This is a genomic window from Methylorubrum aminovorans, from assembly GCF_022179725.1.
Lineage (GTDB): Bacteria > Pseudomonadota > Alphaproteobacteria > Rhizobiales > Beijerinckiaceae > Methylobacterium > Methylobacterium aminovorans.
Map to the genome: position 1 here is coordinate 94,505 of NZ_BPRC01000012.1, position 20,640 is coordinate 115,144.

Below are 20,640 nucleotides of genomic sequence, written 5' to 3' on the forward strand. Positions count from 1 at the left end.
GGCTGCCATGGCTCTTCAGGGCGATCACGCGGTCGGCGACATCTGGATCATCACCGACGCCGAGGGCGGCGAGCGCGAGGTCGCGTTCGTCATGGAGCTCCCGGGGCGCCAGATGGTGCTTCAGGACCGTCGCACCGAACACACGCAGTTCATGGGCGAGGCCGATCTGGACGCGCTTCATGCGGCGGGCCAGGCACGGCGCTTGAGGCCCCACCGCAACGCCAAGGGCGAGATCCAGCGGACCGATGTGGCCGGCGACGTGCCGCCCGAAGGTGCGAACGATAAGGAGCGCGCCCGGCAGTTCTACGTCAGGAAGTGGGACGAGACGCCAGGGGTCGGCAAGGGTAAGGTCGGCCTCGACCGCCTCATCCGCTTTCATAGGTCCGAGGCCGCGCGGCTCGGCATCGTCTGGGTTCCGAGCGACGGCGCCCTGCGGCGCGCGATCACCGAGCGGGGCGAGCCTGGCCGACGTCCTCTCCGCGTGATGCAGGACATGCGCGGGCAGGGTCCGCGCAACCGTTGGCCGAGGCTTGTCAGGAATGCGCTGGACCATGCCGTCGCGTGGTTCTACGCGGCCCCCGCGCGCGACCACGGCGATTCCTACGCCTGGCTGGTTCGCCTGATCCGCCGGTTGAACGGGATCGGCGCCCGTCGCCATGGCGCGAGCTGGCAAATGCAGCCCACGCCCTGCGACGAGGTGCTTAGGCTGCGCGTCCACGCGGCCGCCTCGCTGGAGACCTTCACCGCCAAGTGGGGCGAGCGCGAGGGGCGCATGCGCTACCAGGGCGTCGTCCGCGGCCTTGAGGCCAAGCGCATCCTCGACCTGATCATCATCGACGCCACCGTCGCGGACGGCTGGTGCGCGGTCGACGACGAGACGCGCACACCACTGGGCCGGCCCACCATCACCTACTCCGTAGACGTCAAGAGCAGGGTCTGCCCGGCCTTCTCAATCACGTACGGCGGGGAGAACGTCTACGGCATCATGTCCTGCCTGCAGAAGATCTGCACCGGCAAGCACGAGGTCATCGCCCGGCGCCCCGACCTGGCGCCGCTCCTTGAGGACATCTGGGGCAAGCCCGAGGAGATCGTCGTCGACAACGCCTGGCGTCAGACGGGCGTGTCCATGCAGGACGCCTGCGAGGACGCCGGCATCTCCGTGCGATGGGCAGCGGTCGCGAACCCCGAGTACAAGGCCATCGGCGAGCGGTTCGTCCGCACCGTGAACCAGATGCTCCTGCACAAGATGCCGGGAGCGGTGCCGGTCGACGTGGCCATGTGCCGGAAGCTCGGTATCGATCCGCAGAAGACGGCCTTCATCCTGACGTCGGAGTTGGAGGAACTCCTCTACCAAGCCATCGCCGATTGCTACCATCACGAGGAGCACCGGGGCACGGGCGTGGCGCCGCTGCTCGCTTGGCGCAAGGACCTGGCGTCCGGCATCCGCAAGGTCATCGACGACCCGAACTTCCTCAGGTCCGTCTTCGGGGCCTACGGCGAGGGTCTCCTCGACCGCTCCGGCATCCAGTTCAAGGGGGTGACCTTCCACGACCCCGTCGTCACGACGGAACTGCTCAACGACCTCGCCGGCGCCACGCCGGTACGGACGCGGCGCAAGCGGGGCAGCAGCGCCACCGCGAAGGTCAAGATCAAGTATAACCCGGCTACCGTGGCTGGCATCTCGGTCTGGAACCCCCGCAAGCGGCGATATGTCTGGCTGCCCTGCTGGGACCGCAGGTTCGCAGGCATGGAAGGGGCGAGCTTCTGGCTGGCAGAGCAGGCGCATGCCTTCGCCAGGGAGGAGAACCTCGCCTTCCGGTCGGACGAGGACAAGTGCCTCGCCCGCGACCGGCTGCGCGCCGCGTTCGAGGCCGCGGCGCCGCACATGAAGTTCGCGGCGATGCGCCGGAAGCGCCGGCTGCACGAACCCGACCGCCCCGTGCTGGGCGGGGATACCGTGCTGATGGCGCACGAGATCCCGAGCATCTCCGGGATGAAGGCCAACGACGTGCCCGTCGTGCTCGCTGCGAGCGAGCGCGAGGATGCCGGCTTCCCGGAGAAGGGTCCCCGCCGCGGTGGCAGGAAGGCCACGGAGAAGGCCGCCAGGACGCGGGCGGCCAAGAGGGCGGCCCGGTCGAGGGTCGGAACCGGCCCGCCCGCGCCTCCGCAGCCCTCGACGGAACGGACGACGGGCAGCCTCCTGACCGTCAGCGACCCCGCCGCCGTCATGGCCGCCCTCAAGGCGCGCATGGCCGCCGCCAAAGGCAAGGAGTGACCACCATGGACACCGCCGCGTTCGTCGCGAGGATCGAGGTCGAATTCGCGAACTTCCGCATCCCCCACCCACGTCTGGTCGAGGTCGGTAAGCGCCTCGACGAGATGCGCAACGTCGCTGAGGCATCGCGTGCCGAATGGATCGCCCGAGGGCGACCGAAGAAGCGCATGCCCATGAAGTTCCTGCCCGTGATCGCACCAAGCGGATCGGGCAAGTCGACCTCGGTCGCCATGTATCTGGAAGACGTCGTAGGAAAGGAAGCATTCGGTAAGAACCATCGCCCGGTCGTGCATGTCACGCTCTCGTCCGAGGCGACCACGAAGCGCCTCGGCTCGGACATCCTGGAAGAGTTCGGGGACCCCGATCCCGAGACTGGCACCGCACCCCAACTGATGCGCCGCACCTACAACGCCCTGGAGGTTGCTGAGACGGACGTTCTCGTCATCGACGAGATTCAGCACCTCATCCACGCGGACACGGGCCAGCGGACGGCTTGGAGCGTCACCGAGACGCTCAAGCGAATGCTGATCCGTGGTGCGTGCCCGTTGGTGCTGATGGGCACCCCGGAAGCCAAGTCCGTGCTCTTGTCCAACAACCAGATGAAGCAGCGCGCCCTGGAGCCGGTCTTCCTCGAACCGCTCGACATCCAGGTCGCTGAGGAGCGCACGATGTTCATCGAGCACGTCGCGGGCATCGACCTCAAGATGGTCGAGCACGGCCTCGCACAGGAGCCGTCCGGCCTCGTCGTCGGTGACCTGCCCGCGTGCTTCTACGACGTCTCGAAGGGCGTCATCGGCACGGTCTCGAACCTTGTGATGGTCGCCGCCAAGCACGCGGCCAGGGACGGTCGCCGGGGCGTCACGCGCGAGGATCTCAGCCACGCGACCCGGCGCTGGGCAATCCCGACCGGGATCTCCGACCACGACCCGTTCGCGAACGGCGCGCGCGACCTCAAGCAGCTCAAGGCCGCGGCATGACGGGTGACCTCGGTGCTACGGACGCGCGCATCCAGACCATCCCGCGACGACGCGGGCTCATCATGCGGCCGCTCGCCTTCAGCCTCCCGGATGTCCCGGCGGAAGACGCGAGCCTGCTCGGGCTGGTGGCGGATGCCGCGTGCCTCAACGCCGTCCCGTTCCTCGGTAGGGTTCTCGGCTACGCCGACATCGATACCCTCTTTCCGGCCTCGCTCCCGGTCACCGAGGACGCCCCCGTGGACAGTCTGGCCTTCGTACTGAGGCTGGAGACGCACGAGGTGCTGTCACGGATGTACCCGGTCGAGACCATTCCGGGCCGGGGAAAGTTCATTGACTTCTTCGGCGCCACAATCCGTGCCGACCATCGCGAGAGCCGGCACCGTCGGGTATCGCCTCGGTCCCTGCGCATGGCGGCCCATCATCGGGCGCTGTGGGAGTTGAGACCGTTCGCCTTCTGCCCGGACAGCCGCGAGGAGCTCATCGACCGCTGCCCGGTCTGCGAGCGCCATCTCGGCTGGAAGCGCACGGCCGGGGTCGCCTTCTGTGATTTCTGCGTCGATGAGGACGGAGACCCGACCGTCGACCTCCGTGACCATGCCGGCCGCATCGTGGAGGCGAGCGACGAGGCCGCGCTCACCTTCGTCTGCGACCTGATCCACCCGGTCGGCCATAGGCGGGAGCGGGCTCGAAAAGCCCTCCATCCCGAGTTCTCGAACTTGGGGCCGGGCGAGGTGTTCGAGATGATGCTGACGCTGGCCAGCGCCGTGGAGACCATCTCGGAGCGTCCCGGAGACGACCTCAAGCTGTTCGAATCGCGCACCAGTTACGCGCGCCTGACCGCCTCCGTGATGGCTCGGGCCGCGCGCGTGATCCTATCCTGGCCGACTGCATTCCGGGATCTTGCCGAGGAGATCCGTCAATCGGCGCCGGCGCGGACAAGCGGGACACCGATGGTCAGGGAGTTCGGCGCGCTCGCCCAGACCGCCCGGGTGCGGCACCTTTCGCCCGACATCCGGGCGGTGTTGCTGCGGGAACTCGATGCTGCTTGGCTGCACCGGACCGGCGTCGGGGCCGCCGACGCTTACCGGAAGGGCGCTCCGTTGCCGGAGGGCCATATCTCCCAGGTGGAAGCCGCGGCGCGCATCGGCATGGGGGTGAAGACGTTCGCGAGGAGGGCCGAGAAGGTCGGGCTCGTCGCTCACAAGACCGGCACGGGCCGACGGGCCGTCATCCTGTACCGAGAGGATGACGTCGAGCGGTTTCGGAAAGGATGGAACGACATCGTCGATGCCCAGGCCGTCGCCGTAAGGTTGGGCGTCCCTCCATCGGCGGCGCCGACACTCGCCGAGATGGGCCTGCTGGAAACCGCCTCGGGTTCGGCGCTCGGTCGCCTCTACGAGGGCGGTCTCTACGCCCGCTCGTCGCTGGAGCGGCTAGATGCCGACCTGCGGTCCCGCCTTCGTCCGGGGCAAGGACCCCTACCCCGGCTCTGGACCAGCGTGAGGGCCATGTCGCTGATGCACATCCCATGGGCCGAGGTGCTCGATGGCGTCATCCGTGGGGCAGTTGCCGTGGCCGGCGGGGAGAGACCCGGGCCGTTCGCCCGGCAGGTCACGCTGATCGACGAGAAGGCATTCACCCAGTTCGTGAAGGAGGTCGTTGTCCGTGCGGATCGCACCGACTCATCCGGCATGACCGACGAGGAGGCGTGCCTCGCCCTGGGTGCGTCGCCCGGTATGCTCATGTGGCTCGTGGGCGAGGGTATCATGGAGACCAACGGCCAGCGTCGCCGGCGCAATTCCGAGCGCACGGTCGCGGACTTCAAGGCCAGGTTCGCCTTGACGCGCGAGATCGCGGACCGGGTCGGGCTTGAGCCGCGCCAGGTTCGCCCCCTCCTCGCGGCAGCAGGCGTCGAGCCTTTCGCAGCCAAGGGGAAGCTCATGGTTTGGGAGCGGGATGCCGCTTCGGCCGCCCTGGCGCGGATAGCCGAACGGGCCTGCGCCTACCTCACCCAGAGGCAGGCGGCGGCGCGTCTGCTGACCAACGAGGGGGTCGTGCGCGCGCTGCGTCGTTCGTGCCTGATCACGGCCAACGGACCCGGCAGAGCGACGTTTTGGGAAACGGACATCGTCTGGTTCGAGGAGCTCTACATGCTGAGCAGCATGGCGGCCAAGGTGCTTGGGGTAAGAACCGGCCAGGTTCGCGACCGGATGGCCAAGAGGGGTTTCCGTCCGGCGTCGGTCTGCGCGCCGGGCGCAGCGGTCGTTTGGCACCGCCGAGACGTCGACCGGGCATCTGAGAAATCCTAAGCCTTTATGAGGCTTCTCCGGTCGACTATGTTAGGACCGACCTCAATTCGTACCATTCCTCGGGAACGGCCATGATCCTCACGAAACTCATTCGCGAGAACGCCGAGGCCATCAGCCAGGTTGGTGTCCGCGCCCTGGAAGAGGCTAAGCAGGCGGGCGTTCCCGCCTATTACATGGACCCCTCCCTCGGCGACGGCATCATCCGGGAGTTACCCGACGGCACGCGCGAGCGCATCGAGCGTCAGGATGGCCGGGATGTCGTCACGGAGGCCTATGGACCGAGGCTTTGAGGATCGCGAAGCCGTCGCGGTCTGTACCATCCTCGGTGGCCCGAATGGGTCCGGCAAGTCGAGCATTTACCGGGCGCTTGCCCCGCCCGGTGAGTTCGTGAATGCGGACGTCATCGCGCGCCGCATGAACCCTGATGATCCTGAGGGGGCCTCACTCTCTGCAGGGCGGGCCGTGCTCCAGCGGCTGGATGAGCTCGTCGAACAGCGACGGGATTTCGTCTACGAGACGACGCTCAGCTCCAACCAAGCGCTCAGTCTGATGCGTCGGGCTCGCGGCGCCGACTATGAGATGGGCCTCGTCTTCGTCGCCTTGGCGAGCGCCGACCTGAACGTCGACCGTGTGGCCCAAAGGGTCAGCCAAGGCGGACATCACATCGCGGAAGACGTCATCCGCCGCCGCTACGAAGCCGCCTTTGGCAAGCTCGCGCAAGCCATCCCGCTCGCCCACCAGACGGTGATCTTCGACAACACCGAGACGGCACCGGTCCTACTCATTCGCATCGTGGGCGATGTCATCGAGGAGAACCGCCTCGACGAGGCCCAGAGCCTGCACTTGAGGATCTGTGAGGCCGTGGCTGAGGCGCTGGGTATCGGCACGGACGAGGTGTTCAAGGCCGCCCGTTACGACTGATCTTGGCCTCCATCGAGTCGCTCCTGGACTGGATGCGCCCAATGCGATTCGACCCTATCCTGGAAGTCGATTCAGACCAAAAGGCCCACGGCCAGGGATTTCAAACCCTTAACCGAGTCGGGCTTATGCTGGGACGACAGTCTGCCGCTGAGTCGCGCGGCTTCTCCATCATCGCCGCCAGCGAGGCTCGCAGGCCACCGTCCAATCGTCGGTTATCGCGAGGCGAGACGGGATGAGAGGGAGGCTTCGAGGCGGCCGCGTCAGTGCCTGACCTGTCTCCGCCGACCCGTCTTAGCCGGGCGAGTACGTTACGAGATGGTTCACCGGCTCGCCACGAGCTTAAGGCCCGGCACGCGTTGCGCATGAAGGGCCGCCGCAACCTTGCGCTCGAGCTCGCCGTCGAGGAACGGCTTCTGTACGATCCGTTCCTCGCCGATGCCGCCGCGGGTCAACGCGGTCTGATCGGCGTATCCGGTCACGAAGATCACGGGAATCGTCGGCCAGCTTCGACGGATCTCGGCGGCGACCTCGACGCCGTTCATGCCGGGCATGGCGAAATCCACCACGACGAGGTCGAAGCAGGGATCGTGCTCGAGGATATGGATGGCCGCTAGCCCCGAGCCCGCTTCCCTTGTCACGTAACCGGCCTCGGAGAGCTTGGTCGCGGTGATCTCCCGGACGGCGCTGTCGTCGTCCACGACGAGAAGGACCGGCTTGTCGCCGGGCTTGCGCAAAGCTGCGCAATCGAGCTCGCTCGGGGCGGTCGGCTCGGAGCAGGCCTCTGCCGCGACCCGCGGAAGGTAGACCCGGACCGTGGTGCCCTCGCCGAGCTTCGTCTCGATCCGTACCCCGCCACCCGATTGCTTGGCGAAGCCGTAGACCTGGGCCAGACCGAGGCCCGAGCCCTTCCCGACTTCCTTCGTCGTGAAGAACGGTTCGAACACCCGCTGAAGCACGTCCGCGGGAATACCGGACCCCGTATCGCTGACGGCGATCATGGCATACTCGCCCGGAGGCGGCTCCTCGGGGCGCGACGGGGCTGCACTCAGACGGACATTGGCGGTCTCGATCGTCAGGCAGCCGCCGACGGCCATCGCATCGCGGGCGTTGATGGCCAGGTTGAGGATGATCAGCTCGATCTGCGTCGCGTCGACCAAGGCGGGCCAGAGATCCGGCTGCAACGTCATCTCGATGCGCACCGCACCGCCGATGGAGCTCTGAAGCAGGTCGCGCATGGAGGCGGCCGTCTCGTTGAGCCGCACGGGGACCGGATCGAGGCGCTGCCGCCGCGAGAAGGCCAGCAACTGGGCGGTCAGACGGGCGCCCCGCTCGGCCGCGCCGCGCATCATTTCCAGGCGGCGCTGCGAGCGCTCATCGGTGACCGCGCGCGCGAGAAACTCGATGTTGCCGGCGATGACGGTGAGTAGGTTGTTGAAATCGTGGGCGACGCCGCTCGTGAGCTGCCCAACTGCTTCAAGGCGTTGGGCCTGCCGCAGGGCTTCCTCCACGCGCTCGCGCTCGACGATCTGCCGCCGCAGTGCGGCATTCGCGTCGGCGAGTTCCCGTGTGCGCTCGGAGACCCGCATCTCCAGCGTCTCGTTGAGCGCGCGGAGGGCCTGCTCGGCCGCACGGCGCTTGGAATGAGCCTGCGCCTCCGCAAGCGCGCGGACAATCACCCTCGGCAAGCGGTCAAGACGCTGCTTGGTGACGTAGTCGGTCGCGCCGTTCTTGAGAGCCTCGACGGCGATGTCCTCGCCGAGCGTTCCGGAGACGAACACGAACGGGATCTCGGGGCAGTGCTCGCGGGCGATGGCCAGCGCGCTGAGGCCGTCGAAGGTCGGAAGGACATAGTCGGCCAGGATCAGATCGTGGCGGCGCTCGACGGCGGCGGCCGTGAAGGCCTCGCGGGTCATGGTGCGATCGAGCCGATAGGCGAGACCCGCGCCATCGAGCACGACGGCGAGAAGTTCCGCGTCCAGATCGCTGTCTTCGAGCAGCAGGATGTCCAGGGTTGCCTCGGCGCCGCGCGAGGCGCCGTCCTTTAGGTATTCGATGGCCAGCCTCCCCGATGCGGTGGCGGTTCGTTCAGCACGGCCCAGAACACACCGAGGTCCTGGATGGCGTCGAAAAATTCCTTGAACCCAACGGGCTTGACCACAAAAGCGTTCACGCCGAGTTCGTAGGAACGAACGAGATCGCTCTCCTCCCGCGATGAGGTCAGCATCACGACCGGAATCGCGCGGGTTCGCGGATCGCCCTTCACCGTTGCGAGCACCTCCAGCCCATCGACCTTCGGCAGCTTAAGATCGAGCAGCACCACGGCCGGGTCCGACACGTCCGGACGGTCGTAGATGCCGCGCCGCTGGAGGTAGTCCAGGGCCTCGGCTCCGTCACGGCAGATCACGATCGCGTTGGCGAGTTGGCTCTGCTCCAGGGCCGCGAGCGTCAGCTCGATGTCGTTCGGGTTGTCCTCGACGAGAAGGATCGGCTTCAGATCGGCCATGTCAGCGCGCCCCCTCGCGCAACGGTAGCGTGAAGTGGAAGGTCGCACCCCGGCCGAGAGCGCCTTCGGCCCAGGTTCGGCCGCCATGCCGCTCGACGATGCGGCGGACATTGGCGAGGCCGATGCCGGTGCCCTCGAATTCCTCGACCCGGTGCAGGCGCTGGAAGACACCAAACAGCTTGCCGACATAGGCCATGTCGAAGCCGACGCCGTTGTCGCGTACGTAGAACACCGCCTCGCCGTCCCGATCGGGCTCGCGCCCGATCTCGATCAAGGCCTCAGGCCTGTCGCGGGTGTACTTCACCGCGTTCGAGAGCAGATTCTCGATGACAAGGCGCAACATGACCGGATCGGCATAGACGCGTCCGAGCGCGCCGACCTGCCAGCGGATGGCGCGGCCCGGCGGAACGTCCCGCAGGATCTTGCGGCGGACCTCCTCGACGAGCTGGTTCATGTCGCCGGAGACGCGGTTGAGCGCGTTCCGACCCATCTGCGAGAAGTTGAGGAGGTTGTCGACGAGCTTGCCCGCCGACAGGGCAGCCTCGGCGATGGTGTCGACGTAGCGCCGCCCCGTCTCGCTCAAGTTCGTGCCCTCGCGCGAGCGCAGGAGTTCCGAGTAGCCGACGATATGGCGGAACGGAGCCCGGAGGTCGTGGCTGACGGAGTAGGAGAAGGCCTCCAGCTCCTTGTTCGAGCGTTGCAGCTCCTCGCTCAGGGCCGCGAGCTCCTCGGCCCGGCGCAGCACGATGCCGAGCACGGCCGCGCGCAGGTCCTTGGCGGCGTCGATCTCAGGGCCGGACCAGGGCAGCGACCGGCCCTGCACGGTCTCCTTCCACGTCTCGAACGATTTGCGCGGATGCAGCCGGTCCGGCCCGCCCGCCGGATCGGGAGTCGCCGGCTTACTCGGATTGCCGCCCCAGCGCACGGTCTGCACGACTTCCGGTCGGAACCAGAGAACGTAGCTCGCGTATCGCTGCGAGATCGAGATGGCGAGAAGGCCGCTGGCGCGCTCGGCGAAGGCGCGGGCCGGCGGGTAGTCTTCCCCGAGACTGTCGGTGACGAAGACGCCGTCTCGGATCGGCTGGCTCGACACCCAAGTGTGGAGAGCTCGAATGTCGTCGGCGGCCGGTGTCGCACCGAGCAGTCGGCAGCTCTCGGCGGTGACGACGGCGGCGCCTGCTGCATCGACGAGCGCCAGCACGTCGTCGGGATGGTTCAGTAGGCCGTCGATGAACTGCTCTTCTTCGGCCATGTAGCCGAGGAGGCGCGCCTGAATCATGCCGAGCCGGATGCGCTGCTCGGCCAGCGCACCCCGTTCTCTCGCGGCAAGCTGGAGAGCGAAGATCCGGGTGAGGAAGTCGCAGGCGTTGCGGGCCTGGAGCGGCACGCGGTGCGGTGCCTTGTTGTGGCAGGAAATCAGACCCCAGAGCGCGCCGTCGACGAGGATCGACACGGACATCGAGGCCATCGTGCCCATGTTGCGCATGTACTCGACATGGACGGGGGAGACCGAGCGCAGGACCGATTGGCTGAGATCGAGCGGCGTGCCGGTCGAGAGTGTGTGTGAGGGGAGGATCGGAACCGGCTCGTAGCCCGCATCGGGAATGATGCGCAGGCGGTTGCGCCGGTAGAGCTCGCGCGCCTGAGCCGGGATGTCGGAGGCCGGAAAGCGCAGGTCGAGATAGGAGGGCAGCCTGCCGTTGCCGGCCTCGGCCACGACGGTTCCGTGCCAGTCACGGTCGAATCGGTAGACCAGAGCGCGGTCGAAGCCGGTAATGTGGCGGACATCCGAGGCGAGCAGCGCGCAGAGTTCCGCCACCGAGCCGGCGGCGTGAAGGCCTTCCACGAACGCGTTCAGGCGCGGATAGAGCGCATCGAGGCTCTGGATGGAGGCGGCTTCGCTGGCGACCGCCTCGAATTCCAGAACGACGAGATCACCGATCCGGTGAGCCGCCAGATCGTAGGAGCCGGCCCCCTTCCCGCGCTCCAGAGCCAGGGTGGTCAGGTAGGCCGCCCCCTCGGACGGCTGGGCTTGCGCAAGGTAGGACTCCAGCGCCGGAACAGCCTCCGGGAAGGCCGTGCGGATCGACTGTCCGAGGACCTCCTCCAGTCTCTCTGCCGCCGGGCGGCGGAGACGATCGGGGAGGTTCGTGCTTGCCTGAACGATCCGAAGATCTGGCCCTTCCAGCACGAGAAGGAAGCCATGCGGCTGAAGCGTTCCGAGAAGATGAATGGGTTCTCTGTCGCACGCAGTCAGATCTGCTGCTCCAGGCGACGGAGCGCCGGAACGGATCATAGGGTCTCCCGCCTCGTCGGAGTGGAGCGGGATCTTACAGCGAGAGGCTTGCAAGCGCGACCCACCTGCCGGATTTTGCCGCAGCGAAGGCGGGCGTCACCGGCCGGCCCTCTGTCCCAGTCCGACTTCAGGCACTGAGAGAATCAGCCTCACCAAGCCGGTGACTCGTCCGCGACGGTGACCGAGATCGATCATCGCATCAATGCCGTGCCTAATCATGAAAACGGCCCGGCCTGCCTCGACGCCCCCTCTCTCCGCCTTGCGCGAGGGACCGGATCGACGAGCCACGCACAGCCCTCCAGTCTTGCTTGCGCGTCCATCCATCTCCTCGTACCCCGGTCCGAGGATCGATGTGCAGTCGCGTGTAAGCCTGATGCGACCCCGTGTGCGAGTTCGGTCCACATCCTGATTCACCCGTCGCGGCGCAGGACAGCCGTCGGGGCCGGCCGTCTCTCGGCGAGGCCCGAATCGGTCTTCGACCGCAAGAGCATCATCTCGAACGCCTGTGCCCGGGTTTCGGATGATGACGATGCGAAAACAACGTCACGGAGCATCGTGCCGGATCGGACATCCAGCACGATGATCGAGCGGCCGATGCCAAGCCGTGCCGGGACATCCAGGCTTCACAGTACTGTTGCGGAACGCGGCTAGCGGAGAACCCGGCTGGCTTAGATCGAAACGCGGTCTGCGTGCCGTGAGCGTCCCTTTGGCAGGGCGTCCATGACCACTGCGTCTTCTCGCATCCGGCCGAGGATCAACCCTTGGCTTTGCACCGGGCGACCACGGCGCCCGGCCTGCTCGGCTGCCTGGAGAGTGACATGGCCACGAGCCTCGCCGCCGGCGACATCGCTCTTGTCGGATACGATGCCGACAATCCCGACGACTTCGCCTTTGTCATCCTGCGCGAGATCGAGGCCGGCACCAGCATCACCTTCACCGATAACGGCTGGAACAGCAGCACCAATGCGCTCCTGTCCAATGAGGGCAGCTACACCTACACCGCGCCAACCGCGCTCGCCGCCGGCACGGTGATCCACCCGGCGGCCGACAGCGCGGCCGGGGGAGCGAACACCCCCGTCTACACGGCGACCGACGCTCCGCGATTCTCATTCAGCACGAGTGGCGACCAGATCCTCGCCTATCAGGGCAGTGCGGCGAACCCGACCTTCCTGTTCGCGATCAATTTCGCCGACGACAGCGGGAGCTTCGCGGCCGACGGCACTGATGCCAACACCTCGGCGCTTCCGCCTGGACTGATCCTCGGGCAGACCGCCGTAGCGCTCGGCGCCGATAACGGCCGCTACAATGGCACCGTCTCCGGCACTCGCGATCAACTCCTGGCGGCAATCGGCACGGCCGGATCCTGGAGCCAGGACAATGCCGCCCGCATCGGAGCCGGCAGCGACAGGGCCTTCACGGTCACCGCCGATGCGGTCGTTCCCGCCCTGTCGGTCGACAACGTGCAGGTCAGCGAGGGCGATTGGGGCGTGAAGCAGTTCGTCTTCACCATCTCGCTGAATGCACCCGCGCCCGCGGGCGGCGTGAGCTTCGATATCGCCACGGCCGACGGCAGCGCCGCGGCCGGCAGCGATTACCTCGCCCGGGCGCTCACCGGCCAGACCATCGCGGCGGGCCAGACCCGCGCGACCTTCGCCGTGGATATTCTCGGTGACACGGCGACCGAGCCGACCGAGACCTTCACGGTCGCGGTCTCGAACGTCCGTGGGGCGACGGTGGCGAACGGCCAGGGCACCGGCACGATCCTCAGCGACGATATCGGCACCCGCATCGACGGCATCACGGTCTTCGATGCGGCACCCTCGCTGCAGGGCCTCTCCGGCGCCACGGCGACGGCGGCGCCGGCCGCGACGAATGCGCTCCAGCTCGTGCGTCTCGGCGCCTATGCCGCGACCAACGACCCGGCGACACAGGCCGCTCCCAACGCCGAGGTGGTGGCCTACGATTCGACGACGAGCCGCCTCTACATCCAGAACACCGGCGAGAACCGCATCGAGATCGTTGCGCTCGACGCGACCAGGGCCCTGACCAAGACGGGCGAGATCGGCCTGTCCGGGCTGGAGCAGTACGGTGCGGTGAACTCGGTGGCGGTCTTCAACGGTCTCGTCGCCGTCGCCTACGCCAACGCGACCGGTGACGCGCCGGGCCGGGTCGCCCTGTTCAACGCCGACGGCACCCTGCTGCGCTCGCTCACGGTCGGCGTCGGGCCGGACCAGATCGTCTTCACCCGGGACGGCGGCCGCCTGCTCGTGGCCAACGAGGGGGAGCAGGCCAGCGCCGGCAGTAACCCGGTCGGCGGAATCTCGATCATCGACGTCGCGGGCGGCGCGGCCAACGCCGCCGTCACGGCCACCGTCGGCTTCGAAGGGCTCGACGGCAGCGAGGCGGCCCTGCGCGCCCGCGGCCTCGCCATCACGCCGGGCAAGAGCGCGGCGGCCGATATCGAACCGGAATACATCGCGATCTCGCCCGACAACCGCTTCGCCTACGTCACCCTGCAGGAGGTGAACGGCGTCGCCATCATCGATCTCACCAATCCCGGCACGGCGCCGATTGCGATCCAGCCGCTCGGCGCGGTCAACCATTCGCTCGCCGGCAACGAGTTCGACGCCTCCGACCGCGACGGGCCGGGCGGCACCGCCTCGATCCGCATTGCGGCAACCCCGGCCAACACACCGATCTACGGCCTGCTCCAGCCCGACGCCGTGGCCTCGTTCGCCGCCGGCGGCGCGACCTACTTCGTCACCGCCAACGAGGGCGACCAGCGGGTGATCGGCGGCGCTGACGACACCGGCGACGTGGCCCGCCTGAGCAACATTCCCAACAGCCGGCTGACGCCCGAACTCCAGCGCCTCAAGGCCGACCCGGCCTATGCCCGCCTCAACGTCCTGCTGCGCACGGGCGATACCGATGGCGACGGTGTGATCGACCAGCTCCATACGCTCGGCGGGCGCGGCATCTCGATCTTCCGCCAGAATGCCGACGGCACGCTCACCAAGGTGCGCGAAACCGGCGGCGAGTTCGAGAAGATCTTCGCTCAGATCGCGCCGGAGCGGTTCAACAACGATCAGGTGCTCGCCAACACGTCCAACGACCGCTCGGATAACAAGGGGCCGGAGCCCGAAGGCATCACCATCGGCACCGTCAACGGCCGGATCTACGCCTTCGTCGGCCTGGAGCGGCAGAGCGGCGTCATCGTCTACGATGTGACCGATCCGGCCAACGCGGCCTACGTCTCCTACGTCCCGCCGCTGCTGGGTGCGACGAGCGATCTCGGCCCGGAGGTGCTGACCTTCATCGCCGCTGACCGCAACCCGACCGGCACTCCCCTGCTGGTCAGCGCCAACGAGGTCGCCAATGGCGGCGCCGTCCTCTACGCCGCCCTGCCCCAGGGCTACACGCAGGAAGTCGGCTTCGCCGCGAACGCCCTCACGGTCAGCAAGGCAGAGGGCAATGCGGGCGAGAGCGTGTTCACCTTCACGGTCGAGCGCAGCAACGGCACGCTGGGTGCTGTCTCCTTCACCGCCGAGCTGACGGGCAGCGGCGCCAGCGCGGCCGATGCCGCCGATTTCGCCGGCGCGCCGGGCCTGCCCCTGACGGTCGTGGGCACGATCCCCGCCGGCGCCGCCACGGCGCAGGTCAGCGTGACGGTCCGGGCCGACGCCCTGCCCGAGGCTGACGAGACCTTCGCCCTCACCCTGCGCTCGGCCGCCTCGGACCAAGCCGGCATCACGGCCGCCGTGCGCGGCAGCGCCGCCACCGCGACCGGCACGATCGTCAACGACGACGCCAGTCTGATCTCGGCGGTGCAGGGTGCGGGGACGGCGAGCCCGCTCGTTGGCCGCACCGTCACGATCGAGGCCATCGTCGTCGGCGACTTCCAGAACGCCGACGCCGACGCCAAGCGCAATCTCGGCGGCTTCTACCTGCAGGAAGAGGCGACCGATCAGGACGGCAACCCGCTGACCTCGGAAGGCGTCTTCGTCTTCGAGGGTACCGGCAACCGCCTCGTCGATGTCGCCGAGGGTGACCGCGTTCGCGTCACCGGCACCGTCGCCGAATTCAACGGCGAGACGCAGATCACCGTCCGGAACGCCGCGGCGATCCAGGTCGTGACGCCCGGCGCGCTGACGCCCGAGCAGGTCAAGGCCTTGGCGGTTGCCGTCGAACTGCCGGCGGCCGGGACGATCGGCACCGGCACGACGGCGCAGCCCGACCTCGAACGCTACGAGGGCATGCTGGTCCGCTTCCCCCAGACGCTGTCGATCACAGAGCAGTTCAACCTCGACCGCTTCAACGAGATCCGCCTCGCCGTCGGCGGACGGGCCGAAACTTTCACCAACGAGTTCGAGCCGAACACGGCGGCCTACGCCGCCTACCTCGCCCAGACGGCGGCGCGCACGATCACCTACGACGACGGGCAGAATGCCCAGAACCTCCCGGTGGAGAACCTCGACGGCTTCGGCCCGGCCTACGGCACCGCGAGCGCGCCGCGCATGGGTGACACCCTCACGGGGCTGACCGGCACGCTCGGCTTCGGCCCCACCGGCGCCTACCGGGTGCGCGCCATCGACGACGGCGACAACCGCTTCGCGGTCGCCAACCCTCGGCCCGCCGAGCCCGATCCGGTCGGCGGTACGCTCAAGGTCGGCAGCCTCAACGTTCTCAACTACTTCACTACCCTGGACACCGGCTCCTCCGCGCGCACAGCGATCGGCCAGCAACCGCGGGGCGCCAACAGCGCCGGTGAACTCGCGCGTCAGACCGAGAAGCTCGTCACGACCCTGATCGGCACCGGCGCCGACGTGCTCGGCCTGACCGAACTGGAGAACCAGTTCCGTCCAGGCGACCCCGGCAACGCGCTCGAATACCTGGTCGGGCAGCTCAACCTGCGCGCGGGCGCCGGCACTTACGCTTACGTCAATCCCGGCGCGCAACTCGACCAGGGCCAGTTCCTCGGCGGCGACGCGATCGCGGTCGGCTTCATCTACAAGCCGAGCAAGGTCAGCGTGGCGATCAACACCACGATCGAGCGGCTCGACGACACCGATGTGGCGGCCTTCAACCCCGCACTGCTGCAGCAGAGTACCCTCGGCCACATCTTCAACGGCGCCAATACAAGCCGCGCCTCGCTCGCGGTGACCTTCAACGAGATCGCCACTGGCGAGACCTTCACCGCGGTCGTCAACCACTTCAAGTCGAAGGGTGGCACCGGGACCGGCGCGGATGCCGACCAAGGTGACGGCCAGGGCGCGTGGCAACAGCAGCGCGAACTGGCCGCGACGGCGCTCGCCCAGTGGCTCGCCCTGCGGCCGACGGGGAGCGGCGACAGCGACACGCTGCTACTCGGCGACTTCAACGCCTACATCAAGGAGGATGCGCTCGACATCCTCAAGGCGAATGGCTTCACCAATCTCGCCGAGGATCGGCTCGCCAACCCCTATTCCTACGTGTTCGACGGGGCCTACGGCGCCCTCGACCACGCGCTGGCCAGCGCGAGCCTGAACCGGCAGGTCACCGGCGTCACCGAGTGGCACGTCAACGCCGACGAGGCGGACGCGATCGACTACAACCTCGATTTCGGCCGGTCGCCCAATCACTTCGACGGCCGGTCGCCCGCGCGCGAATTCGATCACGATCCCGTCCTCGTCGGCCTGCGCCTCGACCAGACCGCGCCGATGCTCGTCGCCGCGACGCCGGCCGACGCCGCCGCCAGGGTCGCGCCCGGCGCCGACATCGTCCTTCGCTTCAGTGAGGCGGTGCGTGCGGGTGCCGGCAGCATCACCCTCACCGACGGCGCGGGCGACACCCGCACCATCGCGGTCTCCGACACCGCCCAAGTCCGGATCGACGGCAGCACGGTGACGATCAACCCGAGCGCCGACCTGCGGCCTGGCACCGCCTACGACCTGATCGTGCCGGCGGGCGCCTTCACCGACGCCACCGGCAACGCCTTCGCCGGCATCGCCCGAGACAACCTCGATTTCACTACGGAGCAGGCCACCCCCATGACCTACACGCTTCAGATCCTGCACGCCTCGGACTGGGAAGGCGGATTGCTCGCGACCGAACGGGCCGCCAACTTCGCCGCCATCGTCGATCGGCTCGAGGATACGACGCCGAACTCGATCACGCTCTCGACCGGCGACGGCTGGATCCCGAGCCCGTTCTACATCGCGGGCGCCGACCCGCAGATGGCCGCGACCTATAACGGGGTCTACAACCAGTTCTACGGGCTCTCGGGCGCAGCCGCCTACGGCCGCCTCGCCGCCTCGCCCGGCCGGGCCGACATCACCATCCAGAACATCATCGGCGTCCAGGCGGGGGTGTTCGGCAACCACGAGTTCGATGCGGGACCCAACGAGGTCGCCAACATCATCGGCGCTAATCTCGGCAGCGCGGCGGGCGCCGCCGACGACACCTGGGTCGGCGCGCTCTTCCCCTACCTCTCGACCAATCTGAACTTCTCCCGCGAGGCCGCCCTATCGGGCCTCGTCCATCGCGACGGCGACCTTGCCACCTTCGCGCAGACCGGCCCGACCTCGACCCAGACCGGCACCGGTGCGGACAAGATCGCCAAGTCGACGATCCTCGTCGAGAACGGCGAGCGGATCGCCTTCATCGGCGCGACCACGCAGCTCGAGCCGCTGTTGACGACGCTCGGCAACGTCACGGTGGACGGGTTCACCGGCCGCGACGAGATCGCGCTCCTGGCGAGCCAGATCAACGCCGAAGTCGATCGCGTGCTCGCGGCCAATCCCGGCCTCAACAAGGTCATCGTCGGCACGCACCTGCAGCAGCTTGCTAACGAACAGGCGCTCGCCCCGCTCCTGCGCAACGTCGACGTGCTGATCGGCGGCGGCTCGCACACCCTGCTGGCAGACGGCAATGATCGCCTCCTGCCCGGAGACAAGGCCGGCGGCGCCTACCCGCAATTCTTCACCAACGCCTCCGGCCAGACCCTGGCCCTTGTGAACACCGCCTCCGAATACTCCTATGTCGGCCGGCTCAACGTCACCTTCGACGATCAGGGCAATGTCATCCGCAACTCGATCACGCCGGAGAATTCCGGCGCGGTGGCGGTCGATGACGCCTCGGTCGCTCAATTGTGGGGCTCGAAGGCAGCAGCCTTCACCCCCGGTTCGAAGGGCTACCTCGTGCGCGAGGTGATCGAGGGTCTAGACGCCAACAACGACGGCATCCAGGAGACGGCGGGCGTCGCCGACGTCATCCGCCAGCAGGACGGCAACATCCTCGGCCGCACCAGCGTGTACCTCGAAGGCCGCCGCGGCGAGGTTCGCACCGAAGAGACCAACCTCGGCAATCTCAGCGCCGACGCCAACCTTTGGTACGCCAAGCAGTTCGACGGCACGGTGACCGTCTCGATCAAGAACGGTGGCGGCATCCGCGACTCGATCGGCTCGTTCTCGACGGCCGGCGGCGGCACCGCGGAGCTTCCTCCGGCCGCCAATCCGGCGGCGGGCAAGGCGGCCGGCGACATCTCCCAGCTCGACGTCACCAACTCGCTGCGCTTCAACAACGCGCTCGCCATGGTCACCGTCACGGCGGCCGAACTGGAGCGGGTGCTCGAACACGCCGTTTCCTCGGTCGCTCCGGGCGCGACCCCCGGCGCCTTCCCGCAGATCGGCGGCATCAGCTTCTCGTTCGACGCGACGAAGCAGGCGCAGACGCTCGACGCCAACGGCAACGTCACCCGCGAGGGACAACGGATCCTCTCGGCGGCGATCGTCGATGCCGACGGCTTCCTCGTGGACACCCTGGTGCAGAACGGTCAACTCGTCGGCGACGCCAACCGGGGCATCCGCGCCGTCACCCTCGATTTCCTCACCACGGGATCGAGCGCGGCGCCGGGCTTGGGCGGCGACAACTATCCCTTCCCGGCCTACGGCGAGAGCCGCGTGGCGTTGAGCAGCGCCACGCCGACGTCGCTGCCCAACACCGAGACCTTCGCGGCACAGGGCACCGAGCAGGACGCCATCGCCGAGTATCTCAAGGCGTTCCACAGCGTGACGCCCTTCGGCCAGGCCGATACCGGCCCCGCTGCCGACACGCGGATCCAGAACCTTGCCGTGCGCGGCGACAGCGTCCTGGCCCGTGGTGTGAGCCAGCCCGGAACCAGCGGCAACGACGTACTGCAGGGAACGGCCTTCGCCGATCGCCTCTCCGGCGGCCTCGGCGACGACGTCATCACCAATAGCGCGGGCAACGACATCCTCTCGGGAGGGCGCGGCACGGACACGCTCGTGTTCAACTCGTCGTTTGCCAACGTCACCGTCACGGAGGCCGGGCGCTTCACCGCCATCACCGGCCCGGAAGGCCTCGACCTCGTGGAGAGCTTCGAGCGCTTCTTGTTCTCGGACGCCACCATCGTGGTGAACGACGGCAAGCCGCTCGTCGATGACCTCTACTATCTCGCCCGCAACAAGGACGTGTTCCAGGCGGGCCAGGACGCCGACACGCACTTCGCCCAGTATGGTGCCCGCGAAGGTCGCGACCCGAACGCCTTCTTCTCGACGACGGGCTATCTCGCGGCCAATCCCGACGTGCGGGCCTCCGGGGTCAACCCGCTCGAACAGTACGAGCAGGCCGGCTGGAAGGAAGGCCGCGATCCGGGTGCCCGCTTCGACAACGAGTTCTACCTGGCGGCCAACCCGGACGTGAAGGCCGCCGGGCTAAACCCGCTCGCGCACTACCTCCAGTACGGTCAGAGCGAGGGCCGGGCGATCCACGAGGCGGTCGGCCGAGCGAGCGACATCCGCGGCGGCTTCGACGCCGAGTTCTACCTGCTGGCCAATGCCGACGTGGCCCAAGCCGCAGGCACCGGCAACACCTTCGCCTTCGCCAGCCAGCATTTCGAGCAGTTCGGCTGGAAGGAAGGCCGCAACCCGAACGCGGTGTTCGACACCAAGGGCTACCTCGCCGCCTACAGCGACGTGAAGGCGGAGGGCATCAACCCGCTCACCCATTACGACCAGTACGGCTGGAAGGAGGGCCGCGACCCGTCCGCCTCGTTCGATACGGCGACCTACCTCTCGACCTACAAGGACGTGGCCGCCGCCCAGCTCGATCCGATGCAGCACTTCCTGCAATACGGCCTCTACGAGGGCCGGTCGGACTTCGCCGACGGCGGCTTCCGGTTCGGCACCCTCGTCTAGACGACCTCGTCTCTGCCAACCTGTTTCGGCTGATTGGATCGGACCGCGCGGCTCGCGCGGTCCGAACGCTTTTCGAAGTGCCGGCTTATCGGTCCACGGCTTCTGTCGTGTAGGCCGACGCGATCGGCCGAAAACGCGGTGATCCCTTCCGCCGCGCGGGCGTTG

9 protein-coding genes are annotated in these 20,640 nt (G+C 67.9%); 6 read left to right on the forward strand and 3 right to left on the reverse strand.

Going from position 1 to position 20,640, the window contains the following annotated elements; all coding sequences use genetic code 11:
• Positions 1 to 7 precede the first annotated feature (7 nt).
• From MFF24_RS17090 to MFF24_RS17110, 5 genes are all read left to right on the forward strand, one after another.
• Positions 8 to 2,275: a TnsB C-terminal domain-containing protein gene (locus MFF24_RS17090; RefSeq protein ID WP_238225870.1), complete on the forward strand. Its 2,268-nt coding sequence runs from the start codon at positions 8 to 10 to the stop codon at positions 2,273 to 2,275.
• 5 nt (positions 2,276 to 2,280) lie between these two features.
• Positions 2,281 to 3,252, forward strand: a complete 972-nt coding sequence (locus MFF24_RS17095; protein ID WP_133088768.1) for an ATP-binding protein — start codon at positions 2,281 to 2,283, stop codon at positions 3,250 to 3,252.
• A complete protein-coding gene (locus MFF24_RS17100; RefSeq protein WP_133088767.1) occupies positions 3,249 to 5,561 on the forward strand; it encodes a hypothetical protein in 2,313 nt (770 codons plus the stop codon). The genes MFF24_RS17095 and MFF24_RS17100 overlap by 4 nt, the downstream gene beginning before the upstream one ends.
• 71 nt (positions 5,562 to 5,632) lie before the next feature.
• A complete protein-coding gene (locus tag MFF24_RS17105; RefSeq protein WP_133088766.1) occupies positions 5,633 to 5,851 on the forward strand; it encodes a hypothetical protein in 219 nt (72 codons plus the stop codon).
• On the forward strand, positions 5,835 to 6,482 hold the full coding sequence (locus MFF24_RS17110; RefSeq protein ID WP_238225873.1) for an ATPase: 648 nt from the start codon (positions 5,835 to 5,837) through the stop codon (positions 6,480 to 6,482). Before MFF24_RS17105 ends, MFF24_RS17110 begins: the two co-directional genes overlap by 17 nt.
• A 320-nt stretch (positions 6,483 to 6,802) precedes the next feature.
• Here the strand turns inward: MFF24_RS17110 and MFF24_RS17115 are convergent, their stop codons facing one another.
• Genes MFF24_RS17115 through MFF24_RS17125 form a run of 3 tightly spaced genes read right to left on the reverse strand, consistent with a single transcriptional unit; the run spans position 6,803 to position 11,281 of the window.
• A complete protein-coding gene (locus MFF24_RS17115) occupies positions 6,803 to 8,581 on the reverse strand; it encodes a response regulator (RefSeq protein ID WP_373322709.1) in 1,779 nt (592 codons plus the stop codon).
• Positions 8,524 to 8,985: a response regulator gene (locus tag MFF24_RS17120; RefSeq protein ID WP_108938337.1), complete on the reverse strand. Its 462-nt coding sequence runs from the start codon at positions 8,983 to 8,985 to the stop codon at positions 8,524 to 8,526. The genes MFF24_RS17115 and MFF24_RS17120 overlap by 58 nt, the downstream gene beginning before the upstream one ends.
• Before the next feature lies 1 nt (position 8,986).
• Positions 8,987 to 11,281: an ATP-binding protein gene (locus MFF24_RS17125; protein WP_238225877.1), complete on the reverse strand. Its 2,295-nt coding sequence runs from the start codon at positions 11,279 to 11,281 to the stop codon at positions 8,987 to 8,989.
• Between the two features lie 818 nt (positions 11,282 to 12,099).
• Here MFF24_RS17125 and MFF24_RS17130 point away from each other — a divergent pair.
• Positions 12,100 to 20,475: an ExeM/NucH family extracellular endonuclease gene (locus MFF24_RS17130; RefSeq protein ID WP_238225879.1), complete on the forward strand. Its 8,376-nt coding sequence runs from the start codon at positions 12,100 to 12,102 to the stop codon at positions 20,473 to 20,475.
• Positions 20,476 to 20,640 lie beyond the last annotated feature (165 nt).

What these genes read in the sequence shown, in the direction of transcription:
- MFF24_RS17090 (WP_238225870.1), top strand. Translation starts at nt 8, where the DNA reads ATGGCTCTTCAGGGCGATCACGCGGTCGGCGACATCTGGATCATCACC.
- MFF24_RS17095 (WP_133088768.1), top strand. Translation starts at nt 2,281, where the DNA reads ATGGACACCGCCGCGTTCGTCGCGAGGATCGAGGTCGAATTCGCGAAC.
- MFF24_RS17100 (WP_133088767.1), top strand. Translation starts at nt 3,249, where the DNA reads ATGACGGGTGACCTCGGTGCTACGGACGCGCGCATCCAGACCATCCCG.
- MFF24_RS17105 (WP_133088766.1), top strand. Translation starts at nt 5,633, where the DNA reads ATGATCCTCACGAAACTCATTCGCGAGAACGCCGAGGCCATCAGCCAG.
- MFF24_RS17110 (WP_238225873.1), top strand. Translation starts at nt 5,835, where the DNA reads ATGGACCGAGGCTTTGAGGATCGCGAAGCCGTCGCGGTCTGTACCATC.
- MFF24_RS17120 (WP_108938337.1), bottom strand. Translation starts at nt 8,985, where the DNA reads ATGGCCGATCTGAAGCCGATCCTTCTCGTCGAGGACAACCCGAACGAC.
- MFF24_RS17125 (WP_238225877.1), bottom strand. Translation starts at nt 11,281, where the DNA reads ATGATCCGTTCCGGCGCTCCGTCGCCTGGAGCAGCAGATCTGACTGCG.
- MFF24_RS17130 (WP_238225879.1), top strand. Translation starts at nt 12,100, where the DNA reads ATGGCCACGAGCCTCGCCGCCGGCGACATCGCTCTTGTCGGATACGAT.